This window comes from Pseudomonas sp. D(2018), from assembly GCF_005502555.1.
In the GTDB taxonomy this organism is placed as follows: Bacteria; Pseudomonadota; Gammaproteobacteria; order Pseudomonadales; family Pseudomonadaceae; genus Metapseudomonas; species Metapseudomonas resinovorans.
This window is the reverse complement of the sequence record NZ_SCOK01000023.1, coordinates 1-18,852: the sequence shown is the minus strand read 5'-3', so window position 1 is coordinate 18,852 and position 18,852 is coordinate 1. Positions and strand designations below refer to the sequence as shown.

Here is an 18,852-nt window from a genome sequence, read left to right as displayed (position 1 = left end):
GAGTCAGGTCAGGAATGGGCCGCGAGCGGTGTGGAGGCGAAGCGAGGGACGCGACCCAGGGTAAGCAACAGCAAGGGGCCGACAAGACTGCAGGCGAGGCAGTACACCAGCATTGCCGAGTAGGTGCCGGTATGGCTGAGCAGGAGGGCGAACAGCAGCGGTGCGAGGGCTGAAGCCACGGTGTTCAGACCTTGGTGCACACCGAACAGACGGCCATACTCACGCAGGCCGAAATAGCGGGCGACCAGGAAGGCGGCGATGTCGAACTCGGCGCCGGCACCGAAGCCGACCAAAACAGCGGCCAGCAGCAATGGGCCGAACTCGATAGTGCTGCCGAGATAGATAAGGCAGCCGATGGCCGGCAGGGCCAGGCTGAAGGCAGCCACTGCTGGTGGCCAGAGACGGTCGAGTAGGTAGCCGATGAGCATGCGACCGAAGATCAGCGCGATGCCGAATCCGCTGAAGATCAGGTTGGCCTCTGCGGCCGAAAGCCCCCTGGCCTGCAGCATGGGCACGGTACTGGTGACCATGCCGACTATCGAAGAAATCACCAGCGCCAGGGCCAGGTTGCATGTCCAGAATTTGGCCGAGCTCATCCCTTCGCGAAAGCTCAGGCCGGGTAGTTCAACCAGTGAGCTGCTGTCGTCCTGGCCATGCTTGCCGGTGCCGTCCGAGAGCTTGAACCACAGCAGGGTCACCGGTAGCAGTATCAGTAGGTTGAGCAGGGCGAGGATGATGAAGGCCGCGCGCCAGTCCCACTGTTCGATGCCCCAGGACATCAGCCTCGGGATGATCGCGGCGGTCAGGCCGGTACCGGACAGGCCGATGGCAAGGGCTAGCCCGCGATTGCGGTCGTACCAGAGGCTGAGCAACTGGGTCCAAGTCACCGCCAATGCGCCCATGCCGATCAATGGCAGGATGGCGAAAGCCAGGTAGAGCGACCAGACGGAGCCACTAAGCTGGGTGGTGCCCAGGTAACCCAGCGAGAGCAAGACCAGCGAAATGACTGTCATGCGCTTCATGCCATAGCGCAGGTTGAACCATCCGACCAGCTGCAGAGAAACCACTGCACCGCCGAACAGGAATGTGATTGCCGCCTGCAATTCGCTCTTGTTCCAGCCGAACGCCTGTTCCAGTGGCACAACCAGGGTGCCAAAGCCGTAGAGCAGGGCCGCATTGATACTGATGGCAACGCCGACTACGGAGAGCAATAGGATTCGCCATCCGCGGCGGAACTCACTGAAGTCAATTGCCGCTTCATTCTGGGAGGAAGGCATGGTCTGGCGTCCTTTATTGGTTTTGTGGGGCCAAGCTGTGGATAGAGACGCGGATTTTGTCGATTGATGATCTGAACATAAAACTGAATAATGTATAAATAATATGGCTAGGTGGGTGGCCTGTCTAGTCATGTCCCATAACAACAAGAAAGGTGAGCATCATGCTATTCCTGAAAAGACTCTCCATTGGCGCCAAGCTCCTCGTGCTGCCAGGGCTGTTCGTGCTCGCGCTGCTGATCGTCTCGGGTATGGCCTACCGGGGATTAGCCAAGCAGCAGGCGGTGATCGAGGAGATCGACCAGTTGCGTTTCCAGCAGTACCGTCAGGTACTTGAAACCTCTGCCGCCTCTCAGGCTGCGATGGTTGGTGCCTACGCCACGGTTGCGCGCATCCTCGAATCGAATGGATCGGCCTCATCCGAGGAACTGTTGTCTTACCTCGAAGATATGCAGGCCAGTGTCGACGACATGCGTGCCGGGCTGGACAGGCTGGCACGCGAGACAGGCTTGGGCGAAGAGGAGAAGGCTCTTTACCGTGCGGTGGAGGAGCAGGCTGGCGTGGTCGGCGAGGGGCTTTCCGAATTCAAGCGCACCGCGTTGGACGACCAGTTGCAAGCGGCATCGCTGCTCGGTCGGGTGCGTGCCGAATACAACGGTTTGCAAGGCCAGTTCAACCGTCTGTTGGGCCTGCAGGCGGAGCTGACCTCCGGCGCTTTCGCCGAGGCTGGCGCCATGCAGCGGCAGGTGTCGAAGATGCTGATTGGTGTGCTGCTGGCGGCCAGCACCTTGGCGCTGCTTGTCAGTCTGTTGCTGCGCGGTCAGATCGTTCGCTCCATCCGGGAGATCGAGCAGGCGTCGATCAGGTTGCGCGACGGCGACCTTACCCGGCGCGTGCGGGTTATCGGTCGCGACGAGATCGCTCACACGGCGCAGGCCTTCAACGAACTGATCGACAGCTTTCAGCAGGCCATGCGCCAGGTCGCAAGTGTGGCGGCTTCCGTCGGCGCCTCGGCTGAGGAGTTGGTGGGGGCCTCGGCACGGGTAGCCGAGAGTTCCACGGCGCAGGCCGGCGCTGTGGGAGCGGTGTCGATGACTATCGAACAGATGAGTGACGGCATCGCTGCGATTTCCAGCCATGCCGAGAGCCTGCGTAGTTCCGCTGAGGCCAGCCTGCATGGGGCGGAGGACGGTCACCTGGCCCTGTCGCGCCTGCTCGAAAAGATCGACAGTGTGCGCCACGCGTTCTCCGCCATACGTGGCTCGGTGGGCGACTTCGTCGAAAGCACCACGGCGATCACAGCCAGTATCACGCAGGTCAAGGACCTCTCCGCGCAGACTAACCTGCTGGCACTCAATGCCGCGATCGAGGCGGCGAGGGCTGGCGAGAGCGGGCGGGGCTTCAGCGTGGTTGCCGACGAAGTGCGCAACCTGGCTCAGCGCTCGGCGCTCGCCGCCAACTCCATCAACGAGTTGACTGCAAAGTTGGAGGGGCAGTCAGAGATTGTGGACGAAGCCTTGCGCGCTGGAACTGTGGCGCTGGAAGACAGTGGCAGGTTGCTGGTCGAGTTGGAGAGTACTCTGCAGCAGGCGACAGAGTTGGTGGGAGACTCAACCCGTGGAGTGGACCAGATTGCTGATGCGGTGCGGGTGCAGAGCGAAGGTGGACGAGATATCGCCTCAAACATCGAGCGTATTGCACGAATGGCGGGAGAGGGGGATGCGATCGCTCACCGGGTCTCTAGCGCGGTGATTTCTTTACGTGAGTTGTCCGAGGAATTGAATCTGGCGGTGAGCCGCTTTCGATTCCAGGGTTGATCTGCCCCCTCAGCGTAGATCCAGTCGGTCTCATTGCTCATGTCTTGAGCGTTTTATACAAAAAACGAATTAATGACCATATCCGTTCGCTTTTCTAGCTTGGCTTGTCCTATGGCGCGAGCACTAGCATTGGGTTAAGGGCGTGATTTGTTTGTTCAAGTATATGATTTTTAGGAATTTTATTGATGTAATTCGAGCTGTACATGATGGTTTATTTACAAACGCGCAAAAAGTGTTCATTATTTTTCTGCCTGCCTACATGAGGAGAATAAGATGAATTCTGACAAGGCTCGATTCGAAGTTGTGGTCGATCGCAGTCGCTGCTGCGGCTATGGGCTTTGTGCCGCGATCTGCCCAAGCGTCTACAAGCTGGATGCTGATGGTTTGGTTTATGTGGATAGCAAGGCCGTTCCCCCGGAGCTCGAAGAGGAAGCGCGCGAGGGGGCTGAGGCTTGTCCGGCCGAGGCGATCTGGCTCGAGGAGATCAAGTCAGAGGGTGAATAGCGGGGTCGTCATCGTGAGGCCTGGATGAATAAGAACAAGAAGTGGAGGGTGCAATGACTGGGCGTCTTGAAGGTAAGGTTGCTCTGATTACCGGGACCGGCGGTGGTCAGGGCAGGGCAGCAGCATTGCGCTTCGCCCGTGAGGGAGCGATTGTGGTGGGCTGCGACGTGAATGCCGTCGCGCATCGGGAAACCGCTGCCCTGTTGCACGCAGAAGGACTGCGTTTGTACGGCCAGGCGCCCGTCGATCTCGGCGACCACGAGCAGGCCAGGGCCTGGGTTGAAGCGGCAGTGACCGAACATGGCGCTATCGACATCCTCTACAACAATGCTTCGGCTGCGCGTTTTGGAAAAGTCAGCGAGTTCTCCATCGAGGACTGGCATTACACCATTCGTAACGAAGTCGATTTGCTCTTCTACACGACCAAGTACGCCTGGGATCATCTGGCCGAGCGACGCGGAGTGATCATCAACGTCTCGTCCACGGCGGCCTGGGGCGGTTCCAAGGTGGCCGGCATCTCTGCGCATGCCGCTGCCAAGGGGGCGGTAGTTTCTTTCACCCGCCAACTAGCGGTGGAAGGGGCTCCACTCGGTATCCGTGCTGTAAGTCTCAGCCCTGGTTTCATCGCTACTCCTGGCACCGCGGAGTTCCTGGAAAACCCGGTGGCGCGGGCCGCTCTGCTCGACGGTGTACTGATGGATCGCCCGGGAGAGCCCGAGGAAGTGGTCGCTCTGGCGCTGTTCCTGGCGTCCAGCGAGGCCTCTTTTGTTACCGGCTCCGATTTCGTCATCGATGGTGGTCTGCTGGCCATCTAGTCTCTGCGGCCGCCACTCATACGGCATTCGAACAATAAGGTGAATTCATGGATATCATCGGCATCGGTTATATGGGGTTCGAGACCGCGAACCTCGACGCCTGGCGCGAGTATGGCCCGCAGGTCATGGGCTTCGGCATCGGCAAGTCGCCGGAGAGTGATCCACAATCGCTGTATTTCCGCATCGACGACCGCCGTCACCGTTTCGCCTTCCATCCCGGCAAGGTCGACCGCCTGGCCTACATCGGCTGGGAGGCGCTCGGACGCATGGCGTTCGAGGATGGCCTGAGGCGGCTCGAAGCCGCAGGTATCGAGTTCACTCGCGGCGATGCTGCCTTCTGTGAGTTGCGTGGGGTACGTGAGGTGGTGCGCTTCCGCGACCCAGTCGGCTACCAGTACGAGCTGTTCTACGCGCAGAAATGGACGCCGCGCTCGTTCATCCCTGGTCGTCCGCATACTGGCTTCCTGGCCGACGAGCGCGGGGCCGGGCATGTGGTGGTGATCACTCCGGAGTACACTCCAGAGCTGGAACATTTCCTCCTCAATGTGATGGGGTTCCATTGGTATGGCGCGGGAGCGGGCAAGGGCCGCACCGGCTTCTTTCGGGCCAAGCTGAACAACCATACAAGTCATGACATTGCCTATGGGCATGGACCGGGGCGCATGGGGGTTCAGCACGTCGGTCTGTTTGTGCGCAGCGTGCGCGACGTCGGCGAGACCTATGACATTGTGCGCAAGCGTGAGTTGCCGATGATGATGACCCTCGGCCAGCACAGCCAGGATCCGCACCTGTCCTTCTACCACTTCAACCCCTCCGGCTTCGCCTTCGAGACCATCGCCGAGATCGAGCCGTGGCAGGGCGACCCCTATGAGCTCAACCCTGAGACTCTGAGTCTGTGGGGTCACGAGATCGTCGGGCCGATCCTAGGACCGAGCGTGCGCACGCCCGAAGAGGTGCTGGACGCCGAGTATCTGGCAGGCAAGAAGCGCTGAGCATGCGCCTTGCGAGGGTCGAGTCGGGCGGCGAGGCGTTTTGGGCGCTGCTCGAATCCGACCTCTGTCGATTGCGTCGTATTCGCGCGCCGTTCGAGGCCTGGGCGCCGACTGTGGGGCTGGGGCTGGCTGCCGACCTTTGTCTCGACAAGGTGCCCCTTGCGCTGTCGAACTGCCGTCTGCTGCCGCCCCTGCAGCCGGGGGCGCGGGCCTTCGGCGTGGGGCTAAACTATCGCAGCCACCTGGAGCGCCTGGGCAGTTCACCGCCAGTCCATCCGCTCGCTTACCTGAAGCCGGATTCTGCCTTGGTCGGTGCGCACGACGAGATCGCCTATCCGCCCCTTACCGGGCAGCTCGACTACGAGGTCGAGTTGGTCGCCGTGGTCGCCCGACCGCTATGTGACGAGCCCCGGGCCAGCGCTTGTCTGCTCGGCTACACGGTCGGCAATGATATCAGTGCGCGGGACGCGGGGCGGCGCATAGGTCGCCTCGATTTGCTGACCCAGAAGGCCATGGACCGTACCACGCCGGTCGGGCCCTGGATCGTGACACTCGACGAGCTTGGCGGTGCTGGGCAGCCGGAGCTGGAGGTGAGCCTGAGCGTCAACGGCGAGCGGCGTCAGCAGGACAACACTCGGCAGATGATCTTTCCGGTCGACGAACTTCTCGATTATCTCGATGCACGCATCAGCCTGCGTCCAGGGGATCTGGTGTTCACCGGCTCGACTCATGGCGTGGGTCTGGAGGACGGCCGCTTCCTGGCACCCGGGGACTTGGTTGAGGTGTGCATCGAGGGGCTCGGCACGCTGCGAAACCGGATCGGTCCCCGGCGCGTTCTAAATGCTGCACGCAGCGTCGGGCGGCTGGGACGGCCCGACGGCGAATGAGCATGGACAGGCAGACCTCCTCCACTCAGGGTGGGCCACTGGCAGATACGGAGCACTCTGTGTTTTGGGCGCCGCTGCGTCATGGGCTGTTCGTCGGGCTGTGGCTCGCCTGCGCCGTCGCCAACCTGGCAATCTGGATGCAGACGGTCGGGGCGGCCTGGATCATGACACTGCTGTCGGCGTCGCCGCTGATGGTCTCCCTGGTACAGACGGCGATCACCCTGCCAGTCTTCCTGTTCGGTCTGCCGGGCGGGGTGCTCGCCGACCGAATGGACCCTCGCCGCTTGCTGCTGTTTACTCAGTCGATCATCCTGGGGGCGGCCGCGGTGCTGTGCTTGTTGGACTGGGGTGGAGGACTGGAAGCCTGGTCACTGCTGCTGTGCACCTTCGTCTTGGGCACCGGTAGCGCCTTGGGGATGGCGGCCTGGATGGTGACGGTGGTCGGTGTCCTGCCGCGTGAGCAAGTGCCGGCGGCGATCTCTCTCAGCGGCATTTCGATCAACGCCACTCGTGCCTTGGGGCCGGCCCTGGCCGGCGCGTTGGTCGTATGGTGGAGCAGCGCCGCGGTGTTCCTGGCTATCGCCCTGTGCATGGCTGCAGTACTGGTCTTCATCTTCCGCCTGCCGGCCCGTGCCCGCGCCGACGCTCTTCCACCGGAAACCCTGGCTGGCGGCATGCGCAGCGGCCTGCGCTACATCCGCCATTCTGCTGTGCTGTCCAGCGCGCTCAAGCAGGTATTCGTCTTCACCAGTTGCGCCAGTGCGCTGTGGGCGCTGTTGCCGTTGGTGGCCAAGGAAGAGCTGGGCATGGACGCTGGTGGCTACGGCTTGCTGATGGCCTTCTTTGGGGCTGGCGCAGTACTGGCCGCGCTCGGCCTAACTAGCGTCTATCGCCGTTTCCCTCTGCGCCGGCTGATTGTCGTCGGCGCCATTGCCTTCGCCGCGGCAACCCTGGCGGCGGCGCTATCGCACAGCCAAGCGATGGTCTGCGTCATGCTGATGCTGGCCGGCATGGGCTGGATGGCGGTGAACGCAACCATCTCCACTGTGGTGCAGACCTACGCCGCGAACTGGGTGCGCGCTCGCGTCGCCTCGGTGTACCTGTTGGTGCTGATGGGCTCGATGGCCCTGGGTGGCGCTCTGTGGGGCGTTCTGGCGCAGTACCTGGGACTGGGCAACAGCCTGCTGCTGTCGGCGTCGAGCATCCTGCTCGGGTTGTTCTTGACGCGCCGCGGTGACATCGCCATGGGCCGGGAGGCGGATTTCGCCGACGCGCAGCAGACTGACAAGCTGGTGCTGGCCGGGGAGGTCGCCCATGACGACGGGCCCGTCTGCATCGAAGTCAGTTACCGGGTGAAGGTCGCCGAGCGTGAGGCTTTTCTGCGTACCGTCTATGCCGTAGGTCTGGCGCGGCGACGCAACGGTGCGCTTAACTGGCGGTTGTATCGCGACCTGACCGAGACCGACCACTATCTTGAGCGATTCATCGTCGAGTCGTGGCTGGACTACCTGCGTCATTGCGGGCGGCTGACTCAGAATGACGAAGCTCAGGAGTTGGCCCTGATGCGATTCCGAGATACGCGGCGAGAGGTCAAGCGTTACATCTACCAGGCACCGATGGAGCAGATCTGAGGTCAATTAATCTCTATATTAAATTTGTAGGTCCGATGTGTTCTCGTTATAGAATTGCAGCGTCAAGCCAACCGAGAAATAGCGCATGGATACTCCAGAGACCGTGGAAGCCGACGGCGACCGCAAGGCAATGGGTGCGGTCACTGTAAAACCGGTCGTCAATGCGATCCGCATCCTTCGTCACTTGAGCCAGGCCGGGGCGCCGGAGCGTTCGGTGGACATCGCCCGGCTGCTGTCGATCAACCCCAGCACCTGTTTCAACATCCTGCGAACCCTGGTGATGGAGGATGTCGTCGATTTCAATCCGATGTCGAAGCGCTATTCGGCGGGGCTGGGATTGGCCCGCTTGGTGGGGCAGTTGGTCACCCAGGGGCAGCGTGTGCAGTTGGTCAAACCCCTGCTGCAGGAGTTCGCGGCGCGTATGAGGGTGACCATCACCCTGTGGCAGCGCATGGGGGCGGACCGCATCGTCATCGTCAGTTCGGCGGCCAGTCCTACCGATGTCCGCATCGATATGGCCGAGGGTCAGCGTTTTCCCATGCTGATGGGGGCCAGCGGGCGCTTGTTTTCGACGCAGTTGGACCTGTATACCTCGGAGTTCGAAGCCATCTACGAGGGGATTCGCTGGGCGCGCCCACTCCCCATAGAAACCTACCGCGAGGAGGTGCGACTGGCCGCCGAGCGGGGCTGGGCGATTGACGATGGTTATTTCTCGGTCGGCATCCTGGCCGTTGCTGCACCTGTCTATTCCCCTGAGGGGGCGATCGACTACACCGTTTCAGCTGTGATGTTTCGTGGCCAGCGCGATGACGAAGGCATCAGGGAGCTGGCTGGCGCGATCACCGAGTTTTGCTCCGAGTTGGCCGACGTCTTGTTCTGATACCGGCCGAGTATGGGTCACTCGCGGACCAGCAGTAGGCTGCCGCCCAGCGGTCCACCGCCAGCGGCAACCACGGATACACGATTCTCCGTGGTCTGACGCCCTTGCGCGCGTCCCCATAGCTGCAAGCACGCCTCGTGGACGTAGCCCAGGCCATGGGTGCGGCCACCGGACAACTGGCCGCCGTTGGTGTTGATCGGCAGTTTGCCGTCCAAGGCGATGTGCTGGCCGCCTTCGACAAAGGCGCCGCTCTCGCCTACCGGGCAAAGGCCCAGCGCCTCGAGCCAGATCATGGTGAGGATGGAGAAGCCGTCGTAGAGTTGTGCCGAGTCGACGTCATCCGGGGTGTAGTCGGTCCGCTGCCACATCATCCGGCCAACGTCGAAGGCCGCCATCCCGGTCAGGGATATCTGATCCCAGGACCACGGCTGGTTCAACGCCGCGCCTATCGCCTCTATGCGGATCGGTGCGTGGCGGCCATCACGTGCGGCGTCGCGGCGCGACAGGACGATAGCGGTGGAGGCGTCGCAATGCACGTCGCAGTCGAACATGCGCAGCGGCGTGGAAATCATCCGCGACTGCATGTAGTCGTCCAGCGACATGGGGGTGCGGTAGATTGCCTTGGGATTGCGCATGGCGTTCCGCCGGCAGGTCAGCGCGATCTGCGCAAGCTGCTCGGGTCGGGTGCCGTATTCGTGGAAATGGCGTTGCGCGTACAGCGCCATCAGGTTGATCCCGGACAGCACATTGAAGGGGGTGAACCACTGCCAGGCATAGCTGCTGTCGCGACCCTGGGTCTTGTTGCTCAGGGCCCCGGCCTGCTTGTTGTGCAGGCGCGCCGAAGCCTCGGTAATGGTGCGGAAAACCAGGACGTGCCGGCACAGGCCGGCGGCGATGGCCATTGCGCCATTGATCATGCCCGCCAGTGGGCCGGGACCCTCGTAACCGGCACCGAACCAGTTGAGGTTCAGGCCTAGTGCGCTTTTCAGGGCGCTGGGGCCGACCGGGGAGAAGGGGTCGCCATTGTTGTTGTCCCCCGGCCAGCAGGCCACGCCATCTATGTCGTGGCGCTCTAGGCCAGCGTCGGCGATGGCTTCCAAGCAAGCATCGAGGGTCAGGCGCATGGCTGATTTGCTGGATGGTCGGGCCACCTCGGACTGGCCGATGCCGGTGATGGCGACATCTTTCTCGTAGCGCTGCTCAATCATCATTGATCCTTCTCGAATAAGGGCAGCCAGACGTCCTCGACGTTCAGGAAGCTGACCCGTACCGGCATGTCGATATACACCCGCTGTGGATCCATGCCGACGACGTTGCTGACGAAGCGCAGGCCCTCCTGCTCGTCCAGCTCAATAATGGCGACCACGTAGGGCACTTCCAGGTCGCTGCTCCACTGCTGGTAGTTGAGGGTATAACTCAGCACTTTGCCCTTTCCTGAGACCGCGCACGGCGACACATCGAGGCTCGCGCAGCGCGGGCAGATCGGGCCGGGCGGGTGGAAGAAGCGCGTGCAGCCGTTGCACTTGTGGATCAGTAGTTGGCCGTGCTCGCCGCCCTGCCAGAAGGCACGGTTGTCGGCATTGAGGGCGGGCAGTTTTCTGGGCATTCGCGGAACCTGCGGGTGCGCTGGCTTGGGATGCTGACGACTTTAACAATTGTACATATTTTTGAAAAGTGTCATATATTGGGCGGCGATACGAGCACGCCCAATCAGGCTCGCGATAAACAACAAGAGGATCCTTTTGCCATGTCCCGGCCTTTGCAAGACAAGACAATCATAGTCACCGGCGGTTCCGGCGCTCTGGGTAGCGCCTTGGGCCGCCTACTGCTGGAGCGCGGCGCGCAGATTGCCCTGCTCGACCGCGCCGACGCGCCTGCCAGCCTACGCGAGGCCCCAGGGTTGCTTTCGTTGGGAGGTGTCGACCTGAGTTCCGCCGAGTCGGCGCAGGCGGCCGTGGCCAAGGTGGTCGGGCATTTCGGGCGGATCGACGGACTGGTCAACGTGGCTGGCGGATTTGCCTGGGAGACCCTGGAGGGCGGCAGCCTGGAAACCTGGGACCGCCTGTACCAGATCAACCTGCGCACCGCACTGGTTAGCAGCCAAGCGGCTCTGAGCCATTTGCTCGAATCGCCGGCGGGGCGAATCGTGAACGTCGGCGCGCTGGCCTCGCTGAAGGCAGGGCTGGGCATGGGCGCTTATGCCGCCTCGAAGTCCGGTGTGGCTCGCCTGACCGAAGCCTTGGCCGAGGAGCTGAAGGATCGTGGCGTCACCGTCAACGCCGTGCTGCCGAGCATTATTGATACTCCGACAAACCGCACCGATATGCCGGATGCCGATGTCGGCCGTTGGGTCACGCCGGAGGCCCTGGCCCGGGTGATCGCCTTCCTGCTTTCGGATGACGCCGCGCCCATCACTGGCGCCTGCCTGCCCGTGAGTGGCCGGGTATGACGCCCACTTTCAGCTGCTGGCACTCGACGGGAGTACAAGAACTATGAGACTGGTGACCTTTACTGATGGCAGCGGCTTCCAGCTTGCAGGGGCGCTTTTGGAGAACGATCAGGTCGTTCTGGACCTGCAGGCGGCCTATCGGGTGGTTCAGGGGCGCGAATGTCCGGAGCTAAGCAGCGTGCTGGCGCTGGTCGAGGCAGGCGAGGACGGTCTGGCGCTGGCCCGCTCGCTGGTGGAGCGGGCGCCTGCCCTGGCGGTGCGCGAGCGCGACCGGGTGAAGCTGCGCGCGCCGATCCAACCGCCGCCGCAGATGCGCGACTGCTCCTGCTTCGAGCTGCACCTGCGGCAAAGCTTCGCCGCCGCACGCCGCGCCCGGGCACTGCGCACGCCGGACCCCGAGGCGACCCTCAAGGCGATGAATACGCGCGCCGACGAGCGGGTCATCGAGACCTTCAATCGGCAACCCATCTACTACAAGTGCAACCGCTTCGCTGTCATCGGCATCGACGACGAGTTCCAGTGGCCTGGCTTCAGCAAGGCGTTGGACTTCGAGTTGGAGTTCGGCTGCTACATCGGCAGACGCGGCAAGGATATAAGCCGCGATGCTGCCCGTTCGCACATCTTCGGTTACACCATCTTCAACGACATGAGCGCGCGCGATGCTCAGGCGGCGGAGATGCCCGGCATGCTCGGCCCGGCCAAGAGCAAGGACTTCGACACGGCGAACATCATGGGGCCGTGCCTAGTGACGGCCGACGAGCTGGGCGATCCCTATGACCTGAACATGGTCGCGCGGGTCAACGGCGAGGAGTGGGGGCGGGGCAACACCCGCGACATGCGTTGGTCCTTCGAGGATGTGATCGCCCACATTTCGCGTTCAGAAACCCTCTATCCCGGCGAATTCCTCGGCTCCGGCACGGTGGGTAATGGTTGCGGTCTGGAGCAACTGCGCTATCTGCGGCCGGGTGATCTGGTTGAGTTGGAGGTGGATGGAATCGGAGTGCTGAGCACTAGCGTCGGCAGCGCCGGGAAAGTTGTTACCTGATATGCCCGAATCACCTGTCCTGGGCGTGGGAAGCCGGCGGTTGCGGGTATACCCGGGGTGGGAGGGAAGATTCACCCACTTTTTTAGTGGTGATTTCTATGTACATTTTTATGAAAAGTGTCTTATATTCTGTCCCGACTTAAGTTCGCCGTAGTGCCCTGAACAGGAGGCAATCATGCTAACAAGAACAAGCCCAGTATTGTCCGACGGAACCAAGGTTTCCGATCTCATCTACCCCGATACCCGTGAAGTGCAGATGCGCGTGTTGTCGGACCGTGAGATCTACGAGTTGGAGATGGAAAAAATCTTCGGCAAGATTTGGGTCTTTCTCGGACACGAGTCCGAGATTCCCAATTCCGGAGACTTCATGGTCCGCGACATGGGCTCCGATTCGGTGATCGTAGCCCGGGGCAAAGACGGGGCCGTCTACGTGAACCTCAACGTCTGCCCGCACCGCGGTATGCGTATCAGCACGGCCGACTGTGGCAACACGCAGATCCACAAGTGCATCTACCACGGCTGGGCCTTCCGTCCTAACGGCGACTTCATCGGTTCGCCGGTCGAGCGCGAATGTATGCACGGCAAGATGCTGTCGAAAGATGAACTGGGACTGAAAAAAGCCCGGGTGACGCTCTACGGCGGTCTGGTATTCGCTACCTGGAACATCGATGGCCCGTCGTTCGAGGAGTTCCTCGGCGATGCCAAGTGGTACTACGACATGCTTTTCTGCCGCTCGGACAAGGGGATGGAAGTGCTCGGTCCACCACAGCGCTTCATCGTCAACGCCAACTGGAAGACTGCCGGCGAGCAATCGGCCGCCGATGGTTTCCACACCCTGACACTGCACCGTTGGCTGGGCGAAGTGGGCAACTACGCGAAGAAGGGCGAGGGGGAAGGCGAGGGGGCGGATCTCAGTCCCGAGATGATCGGCGTGGAGATCAGCTCGCCGCATGGTCACGCTCTGCGCTGCATCGACCTCGCGCGCAAGATCAAGCGTCTGACCGGCCTCGATCCGGAAGAGCTGTCCGTGCAGGAGAAGCTGAATGCGCTGCCTCCGGCCGGAATGACCCGCGACATGGTCGAGCAGCTGTCCCGCAACCTGAGCGAGGACCAGCTCAAGGTGCTGACTAGCATGCCGCCGCAGGTGGGTGGAATGTTCCCGAACATTCTTTTCGGTTTTGTTTATATTCCGCAGTCCGATGGTTCGGTGGTCGGCTCCATGACTATGCACGCCTACGTTCCTCAGGGGCCGGACAAGCTCGAGTTCGTCAACTGGATCTTCGCCGAGAAGGATGCGCCGGCCGAATTGCGGGAGAAGATGCTGAAGCAGACCATCCAGCTGTTCGGCACCTCCGGCATGGTCGAGCAGGACGACTCCGACACCTGGCCTCATATGACGCTGGCCGCCAAAGGAGCGATGGGCCGCCAGATGACCTTGAAATACCAGGCATGCTACGAGACTGGTGCTCCCGAGGGCTGGCCGGGGCCGGGTATCGTCAACGAGGGTTTCACCAAGGACGACACCCAGTGGCATTGGTGGCAGTACTGGCACGAGCTGATGACGGCTGAAGACTGATCGTCGCCCCTGGCACAACAACAATTTCAGGAGTTACTCATGGCCCAAGTACAAGAGCGTGGCGCCGACCAGATCCAGCCTGGATCCCCGGTTGGAATCAAGCGTGTCCCGGTCGGTTCCGAGATCTATAACCAAGTGGTGACCTTCCTCTACGAGGAAGCGACGTTACTGGACCAGATTCGCCTGCAGGAATGGGCTGCGCGCCTGGCCACCGACCTGGTCTACACCGTGCCGTTGCGGCACACCCGCCTGCAGTCCGAGCTGTCCACTACTATCGTGCGCAGCGTGCAGCATTACCACGACGACTACCGCTCGATCATGGGACGGATCCTGCGTCTGTCTGGCAAGAGCGCCTGGGCGGAAGACCCGCCCTCCCGTACCCGTCGGCTGGTAACCAACGTGTTCGTGGAAGAGACGGAAAAAGGTGACGAGTTCGTGGTGACCAGTTACCTGTTGCTGACCCGTAACCGCTTCAAGGATCACCATGTCGACATCATCAGCGGTGAGCGCCGGGATGTGCTGCGCCTGACCGAAGATGGTTTCAAGCTGGCGCGCCGCGAGGTCATCCTCGACCAGGCCGTGCTGGGGACGCCGAACCTCGCCGTGTTCCTCTGATGGCCTTGGCCTGCCCCTCGTTAGGAGGGGCGGGCTTCCTCTTTCCCGGACAGCCAGTTCTGGTCATCCATGCACAGCGCCGACGCCGCTTCGCTGAAGTCCCAGGTGGAGCCCTTGATCCGCAGCGCTTGTGTGGCCCGTGCTGGTTGCTGGCTGTAGCAGCGGCCAGTACTGGAGGCATGCACCTGAGCATCCAGGTTGTTCATGCGGCCCAGCGAGATCTGTATGCAGCGGCGTAGCAGCAGTGCGGCTTCCGCTTCCTCTTCGGACAGATTGTTGAGCGCCCAGCGAGCCATTCCTTCACGCAGGTTGACCCCGCAGTAGGGCGGTGGACTCTCGATGGTCGAGCCATGCACGTCCCAGCTAAGTAGGGTGGCGCCGTCGCGTAGCAGGACCGGGTTGGTGCGCTCGTCGATGCGGTCCGGAACCTGAATGTCGTACCGGCGCCGGGTCGCCCCTCGAGCGGCGTGGGCGATGGCCAGGCCGGCCAGGTCGAGCAGATGCGTGCATTGGTGCTGGGCATCTGTCTGCCGGGTCACTGAGTGGGCGATCTGGCTGAGCGGCATGCCGATCAGCCGCTCCAGTTGTCCGGTTGCCTGCGGGCAGGCGGAGTAGGGGTAGCGTACGGCCTCGCCCCCGATCTCGCTCACGATGCCGTCGCGGTGGCGCAGCCAGACGCGGAAGTGGTGGAAGTCGTCCTCCAGGCTCGCGCGCACCTCTCTAGTGGCGTCCTGTATCGTCGAAGCTATTTCCACCCGGCGTCGGAACATGCTGCTCATCGTGGTTTCCTTGTGCTGTTTTCGCAGGTGCTTGTCGCTAAGGATTGCAGTATATTTGAACACTATACGTAAAATTGTTCACCAAAAAACAAGAAGGAATTCGCTATGAAGCTGTTGCAAGAGCAAGTGGCGCTGATTACCGGCGCTGGCGGTGGAATCGGGCGAGGGGTGGCGCTGAGTTTTGCTAAGGCTGGTGCCGCAGTGCTGGTCGCCGAGCTCGACGAGATCAGCGGCAGGGCGGTGGAGCAGGAGTTGCAGGCACTGGGAGCCCGGGCCCTGTTCGTCAAGACCGACGTTACCCGCAAGGTGGATGTCGAGGCGGCCATCCAGGTGGCCGTCGAGCGGTTCGGCGGCCTGGACATCCTGGTCAACAATGCCTTCGCTCCCACACCCAACGTGTTGCTGGAGGATAAGACCGACGAGATGCTGGCCCGCACCCTGGATTCCACCCTGTGGGCCGCCTGGTGGTCGATGAAGGCCGCCCTGCCGCATATGCGCGCGCGAGGAGGTGGCAAGATCGTCAACTTCTACTCCATCGACACCGAGGTCGGGGCCTGGTTGCATGGCGACTACAACGCGGCCAAGTCGGGCGTCGTCGGCCTGACCCGCAGTGCCGCCTCGGAGTGGGGGCGTTTCAATATTCGCGTGAACGCCATCGCGCCAACTGCCATGGGCGCGACCTTCCACAAGCTGGCCGCAGAGAACCCGGGCTTCGCCGAGCGCTCCGCGGCCATGCGACCGCTGGGACGCTGCGGCGAGCCGGAGGAGGACATTGGGCCGGTGGTGGTGTTCCTGGCGTCGGAAATGTCGCGCTTTGTCACTGGCGAAACAATTCACGTCGATGGTGGGCTGCACCTGCCCGGCTATAACTCCCGTCCAGCGGACGTTCCGGTTCGCGAATATTGACAAGGCGATCGGTGCGGGTGGCGCCGAGTCTTTGTTCCGTGGGATGGTGTGCCAGGCTGGGGATGCCAGCCTGGCGTACGGTCATTTTTTTGCGACCTTGATGTCTGTGTCTTCCAGGTCCCAGGTATCGGCCGTCTTGCCCTCGTCGCGCAACTGGTACTTCAGCACGCGGCCCTGGGGATTTTTCGGCAGGTTGCGGCGGAACTCGATATATCGCGGCAGGGCGTAGTAGGGCACCGAATCGGTCGCCCAGTGGAACAGCTCTTCCGGCGTCAATCGGGCCCCCTGGTGCAACACGGCGGTCACCTTGACGTCATCTTCACCCTTGTCGGATGGCACGGCATGCACCGCTACCTCAGCTAGGTCAGGGTGTACGGCGAATGCTGCCTCCATTTCGAAGCTGGAGATGTTTTCGCCACGGCGCCGCAGGTAGTCCTTTTTGCGGTCGACGAAATAGAAGAAGCCGTCGTCGTCGAACTTGCCAATGTCACCGGTGTGGAACCACATGTTGCGCATCAGTTTCAGGGTGTCCGCTGGGCGGTTCCAGTAGCCCTGGAACATGATGTCCGGGCGTAGCGGACGAACCACGATCTCGCCGGGGGCGTTTGCTGGCAGTTCCTGGTCGTTGTCGTCGACGATGCGCACGTCGAAGTCCGGGATTCGCTTGCCGGATGAGCCGGGTGCTGCGTACTCACCGGCCGCCAGGGAGGTGACCACGCAAGCTTCGGTGAGACCATAGCCATTGCCACCGACCAACTTGGTGCCGAAGCGCTCGCGCCAGATCTTCTTGGTTTCCTCTGTGTAGGGGTTGCCGCGCGCAGTGTGGATCTGGCCGTAACAGCGCCGCATCGCATCGTTGTCCGGCGCCTGGGCGAGCAGACCGCCCATGCCACCTAGGATGGAGGCGATGGTCGCTCCGGAGCGTTCGACTTCCTGCCAGAAATTGGAGACCGAGAAGCGCGGCAGGATGGCGGCCCGCGCGCCGACCAGAATGCTGGCGATGATGCTGACGCACAGGGCGTTCATGTGGAACAGCGGCAGCGGCGTGATGGTCACGTCGTTTTCGTCGGCTGGGCCGGCACGCAACTGCAGGCGGGCCAGATTGCACATGAAGTTGTAGCTGATCATGCAGCCTTTCGACGGCCCGGTGGTGCCGGAGGTATAGATCAGGCAGGCAAGGTCGGAAGGCTGGGGCTTGCTGGTGAAAGGCGTGTCGTCCTCGCCACGGAACTCATCCAGGTTGGTAATCGGAATTATGCATTCGGCGGGCTCGGCCAGGTCGCCACGGTAGAGGATTTGGCTGACCTCGCCGAGCTGCTCAGCGAGCGGCAAGATGCGCGGCAGGTAGTCGGCTTCGCAGATGACCAGGTGGGTCCTCGTGTCGGCGATCTGGTGGCGCAGGAATTCGCCCTTGAGCGCGGTGTTGATCGGCACGCTGACTGCACGGAGCTTGTTGATGGCCAGCCAGCAGACGACCGCGTCGATATTGTTGTCCAACATGGTCAGCACGGTCTCGCCCGGTTGCACACCAAGGGTGGCCAGGGAGTGAGCCATGCGGGTGGATAGAGAGTCAACTTCCGCATATGTGTATAGATTTCCACTGAAATCCAGCAGGACCCTGTCTGGATGCCGTGCAACCGCTCGATCGAGTGCTGCGATGACGGTGTCTCTCTCGCCTACGGACCACGTGTCCGGATGACCAATGCCACTCATAGCTCATCTCCTTTGGAGGCCTTCCCCGCTGTGGGATGGCAGATTTTATTTTGGTGGGAGAATGCCATTCTAAATTCAAATTTGTCGATTGTCTCCAGCTAAGATTTGAACAAATCCATGTAATACTGCCTATATCCTGTGCTAATGTGACGAAAATTTATCAGCTGAGAATTCCTATCAATGTCAAGGAACGCTACGAAACCCAGCAAAACAGCACTTGCTGCTCCTGCCAGGAGGAAGCCTGTCGCCGCAGAGAAGCCCCCTGCGGAGGTTAAACAGGCTGTTCAGAAAAATGGCCGTGCGTCTTCGGTAGCCGGAACCAAGGTAAAGCCCAATCGGCGTTCCGAGGAGACTATTGGCAATATCCTCGCCGCCACCGAAGAGGTGGTGCTGCGCTCGGGGGCGGATAGGATTTCGATCCTGGATGTCTGCCAGGTGGCGGGGGTGTCGCGGGGCACCTTTTACCGCTATTTCTCATCCCAGGAAGACCTTCTGGATACCTTCTCCCGGCACAAGCGGGACAGTTTCCATGTTTCCCTGTCCCAAGCCCTGGAGGATATAGCTGATCCCGATGCACGCCTGAATGCGCTGATCGCCTACCTCGATACCTATCTCGAGGAGAGTCGCGCGCGACGTCTGCTGGTCGTTGCTCCTGAGTATGCGTTGGGTTTCTTCCGGCGTATTTTCCATGACTCCATCGTGCGCTTTCAGGACTTGCTGGGCATCGTCTTCGACGAGTGGGATGCCCGGCTCGGGGTCAAGCTCGATCGTGAGCTGGTTTGCGAGATGGTCATCCGCTACGTGCTGAGCGAGATTCTTGTGCCAGAGGGCAGCGGTCGGCGCCTCCTCCCGGTCCGAGTGAGAAAACTCGTTGCTGCTCTGACCATCGGTTCCACTTCCCGCTCCCGCCGCTGATCCTCCTGTGTTCCCGGCCGCCTTGTGGATAAGGGTGGCCGATCTTCTTTTATC

At 61.7% G+C, this 18,852-nt stretch carries 18 protein-coding genes and 1 pseudogene; 14 read left to right on the top strand and 5 right to left on the bottom strand.

Annotation, left to right across the window (positions count from 1 at the left end):
- Window positions 1-8: 8 nt before the first annotated feature.
- On the bottom strand, window positions 9-1,277 hold the full coding sequence (locus tag FFS60_RS15970; protein ID WP_137822504.1) for an MFS transporter: 1,269 nt from the start codon (window positions 1,275-1,277) through the stop codon (window positions 9-11).
- 161 nt (window positions 1,278-1,438) lie between these two features.
- Here FFS60_RS15970 and FFS60_RS29450 point away from each other — a divergent pair.
- The 8 genes and pseudogenes from FFS60_RS29450 to FFS60_RS15935 all read left to right on the top strand — a co-directional run.
- Window positions 1,439-2,227, top strand: a pseudogene (locus FFS60_RS29450) (HAMP domain-containing protein); the annotation flags it as partial.
- An 18-nt stretch (window positions 2,228-2,245) separates the two neighbouring features.
- On the top strand, window positions 2,246-3,091 hold the full coding sequence (locus tag FFS60_RS29445; protein ID WP_371926436.1) for a methyl-accepting chemotaxis protein: 846 nt from the start codon (window positions 2,246-2,248) through the stop codon (window positions 3,089-3,091).
- 273 nt (window positions 3,092-3,364) lie between these two features.
- Complete coding sequence (locus FFS60_RS15960; protein WP_028628918.1) at window positions 3,365-3,595, top strand: ferredoxin; 231 nt, start codon at window positions 3,365-3,367, stop codon at window positions 3,593-3,595.
- 53 nt (window positions 3,596-3,648) lie between these two features.
- The gene (locus tag FFS60_RS15955) at window positions 3,649-4,410 is read left to right on the top strand and encodes an SDR family NAD(P)-dependent oxidoreductase (RefSeq protein ID WP_137822502.1); all 762 of its coding nucleotides are present in this window, start codon (window positions 3,649-3,651) and stop codon (window positions 4,408-4,410) included.
- Between the two features lie 47 nt (window positions 4,411-4,457).
- Complete coding sequence (locus tag FFS60_RS15950; RefSeq protein WP_137822501.1) at window positions 4,458-5,402, top strand: VOC family protein; 945 nt, start codon at window positions 4,458-4,460, stop codon at window positions 5,400-5,402.
- A gap of 2 nt (window positions 5,403-5,404) precedes the next feature.
- Complete coding sequence (locus FFS60_RS15945) at window positions 5,405-6,289, top strand: fumarylacetoacetate hydrolase family protein (protein ID WP_137822500.1); 885 nt, start codon at window positions 5,405-5,407, stop codon at window positions 6,287-6,289.
- Window positions 6,286-7,920, top strand: a complete 1,635-nt coding sequence (locus FFS60_RS15940) for an MFS transporter (protein WP_256658097.1) — start codon at window positions 6,286-6,288, stop codon at window positions 7,918-7,920. Before FFS60_RS15945 ends, FFS60_RS15940 begins: the two co-directional genes overlap by 4 nt.
- Before the next feature lie 85 nt (window positions 7,921-8,005).
- Entirely contained in the window at window positions 8,006-8,800 is a 795-nt protein-coding gene (locus FFS60_RS15935; protein ID WP_137822498.1) for an IclR family transcriptional regulator, read from the top strand.
- Between the two features lie 17 nt (window positions 8,801-8,817).
- On the opposite strand, the gene FFS60_RS15930 is transcribed toward FFS60_RS15935, so the two are convergent.
- Both FFS60_RS15930 and FFS60_RS15925 read right to left on the bottom strand, forming a co-directional pair.
- Window positions 8,818-10,008, bottom strand: a complete 1,191-nt coding sequence (locus FFS60_RS15930; protein WP_137822546.1) for a thiolase family protein — start codon at window positions 10,006-10,008, stop codon at window positions 8,818-8,820.
- On the bottom strand, window positions 10,008-10,406 hold the full coding sequence (locus FFS60_RS15925; protein WP_137822497.1) for a Zn-ribbon domain-containing OB-fold protein: 399 nt from the start codon (window positions 10,404-10,406) through the stop codon (window positions 10,008-10,010). Before FFS60_RS15925 ends, FFS60_RS15930 begins: the two co-directional genes overlap by 1 nt.
- A 141-nt stretch (window positions 10,407-10,547) precedes the next feature.
- Here FFS60_RS15925 and FFS60_RS15920 point away from each other — a divergent pair, with 141 nt between their 5' ends.
- The 4 genes from FFS60_RS15920 to FFS60_RS15905 all read left to right on the top strand — a co-directional run bounded on the left by FFS60_RS15920 (window position 10,548) and on the right by FFS60_RS15905 (window position 14,485).
- Complete coding sequence (locus FFS60_RS15920) at window positions 10,548-11,249, top strand: SDR family NAD(P)-dependent oxidoreductase (RefSeq protein ID WP_137822496.1); 702 nt, start codon at window positions 10,548-10,550, stop codon at window positions 11,247-11,249.
- 43 nt (window positions 11,250-11,292) lie between these two features.
- Window positions 11,293-12,294, top strand: coding sequence for a fumarylacetoacetate hydrolase family protein (locus FFS60_RS15915; RefSeq protein WP_137822495.1), 1,002 nt, complete (start codon window positions 11,293-11,295; stop codon window positions 12,292-12,294).
- A 175-nt stretch (window positions 12,295-12,469) separates the two neighbouring features.
- The gene (locus FFS60_RS15910) at window positions 12,470-13,870 is read left to right on the top strand and encodes an aromatic ring-hydroxylating dioxygenase subunit alpha (RefSeq protein WP_137822494.1); all 1,401 of its coding nucleotides are present in this window, start codon (window positions 12,470-12,472) and stop codon (window positions 13,868-13,870) included.
- Window positions 13,871-13,909: 39 nt separating this feature from the next.
- Complete coding sequence (locus FFS60_RS15905) at window positions 13,910-14,485, top strand: aromatic-ring-hydroxylating dioxygenase subunit beta (protein WP_028628929.1); 576 nt, start codon at window positions 13,910-13,912, stop codon at window positions 14,483-14,485.
- Window positions 14,486-14,505: 20 nt separating this feature from the next.
- Here the strand turns inward: FFS60_RS15905 and FFS60_RS15900 are convergent, their stop codons facing one another.
- The gene (locus FFS60_RS15900; RefSeq protein ID WP_028628930.1) at window positions 14,506-15,264 is read right to left on the bottom strand and encodes a DUF2889 domain-containing protein; all 759 of its coding nucleotides are present in this window, start codon (window positions 15,262-15,264) and stop codon (window positions 14,506-14,508) included.
- A 105-nt stretch (window positions 15,265-15,369) separates the two neighbouring features.
- Here FFS60_RS15900 and FFS60_RS15895 point away from each other — a divergent pair, with 105 nt between their 5' ends.
- Window positions 15,370-16,170: an SDR family NAD(P)-dependent oxidoreductase gene (locus FFS60_RS15895; protein ID WP_137822493.1), complete on the top strand. Its 801-nt coding sequence runs from the start codon at window positions 15,370-15,372 to the stop codon at window positions 16,168-16,170.
- Window positions 16,171-16,251: 81 nt separating this feature from the next.
- On the opposite strand, the gene FFS60_RS15890 is transcribed toward FFS60_RS15895, so the two are convergent.
- Window positions 16,252-17,883: an ATP-dependent acyl-CoA ligase gene (locus FFS60_RS15890; protein ID WP_137822492.1), complete on the bottom strand. Its 1,632-nt coding sequence runs from the start codon at window positions 17,881-17,883 to the stop codon at window positions 16,252-16,254.
- A gap of 180 nt (window positions 17,884-18,063) precedes the next feature.
- On the opposite strand from FFS60_RS15890, the gene FFS60_RS15885 reads away from it, so the two are divergent.
- Window positions 18,064-18,798, top strand: coding sequence for a TetR/AcrR family transcriptional regulator (locus FFS60_RS15885; protein WP_137822491.1), 735 nt, complete (start codon window positions 18,064-18,066; stop codon window positions 18,796-18,798).
- Window positions 18,799-18,852: the final 54 nt, after the last annotated feature.

Coding starts and splice junctions, on each gene's coding strand:
- FFS60_RS15940 (WP_256658097.1), top strand. CDS start 6,286: ATGAGCATGGACAGGCAGACCTCCTCCACTCAGGGTGGGCCACTGGCA.
- FFS60_RS15920 (WP_137822496.1), top strand. CDS start 10,548: ATGTCCCGGCCTTTGCAAGACAAGACAATCATAGTCACCGGCGGTTCC.
- FFS60_RS15890 (WP_137822492.1), bottom strand. CDS start 17,883: ATGAGTGGCATTGGTCATCCGGACACGTGGTCCGTAGGCGAGAGAGAC.
- FFS60_RS15930 (WP_137822546.1), bottom strand. CDS start 10,008: ATGATTGAGCAGCGCTACGAGAAAGATGTCGCCATCACCGGCATCGGC.
- FFS60_RS15895 (WP_137822493.1), top strand. CDS start 15,370: ATGAAGCTGTTGCAAGAGCAAGTGGCGCTGATTACCGGCGCTGGCGGT.
- FFS60_RS15950 (WP_137822501.1), top strand. CDS start 4,458: ATGGATATCATCGGCATCGGTTATATGGGGTTCGAGACCGCGAACCTC.
- FFS60_RS15945 (WP_137822500.1), top strand. CDS start 5,405: ATGCGCCTTGCGAGGGTCGAGTCGGGCGGCGAGGCGTTTTGGGCGCTG.
- FFS60_RS15970 (WP_137822504.1), bottom strand. CDS start 1,277: ATGCCTTCCTCCCAGAATGAAGCGGCAATTGACTTCAGTGAGTTCCGC.
- FFS60_RS15900 (WP_028628930.1), bottom strand. CDS start 15,264: ATGAGCAGCATGTTCCGACGCCGGGTGGAAATAGCTTCGACGATACAG.
- FFS60_RS15955 (WP_137822502.1), top strand. CDS start 3,649: ATGACTGGGCGTCTTGAAGGTAAGGTTGCTCTGATTACCGGGACCGGC.
- FFS60_RS15915 (WP_137822495.1), top strand. CDS start 11,293: ATGAGACTGGTGACCTTTACTGATGGCAGCGGCTTCCAGCTTGCAGGG.
- FFS60_RS29445 (WP_371926436.1), top strand. CDS start 2,246: ATGCGCCAGGTCGCAAGTGTGGCGGCTTCCGTCGGCGCCTCGGCTGAG.
- FFS60_RS15910 (WP_137822494.1), top strand. CDS start 12,470: ATGCTAACAAGAACAAGCCCAGTATTGTCCGACGGAACCAAGGTTTCC.
- FFS60_RS15935 (WP_137822498.1), top strand. CDS start 8,006: ATGGATACTCCAGAGACCGTGGAAGCCGACGGCGACCGCAAGGCAATG.
- FFS60_RS15905 (WP_028628929.1), top strand. CDS start 13,910: ATGGCCCAAGTACAAGAGCGTGGCGCCGACCAGATCCAGCCTGGATCC.
- FFS60_RS15960 (WP_028628918.1), top strand. CDS start 3,365: ATGAATTCTGACAAGGCTCGATTCGAAGTTGTGGTCGATCGCAGTCGC.
- FFS60_RS15925 (WP_137822497.1), bottom strand. CDS start 10,406: ATGCCCAGAAAACTGCCCGCCCTCAATGCCGACAACCGTGCCTTCTGG.
- FFS60_RS15885 (WP_137822491.1), top strand. CDS start 18,064: ATGTCAAGGAACGCTACGAAACCCAGCAAAACAGCACTTGCTGCTCCT.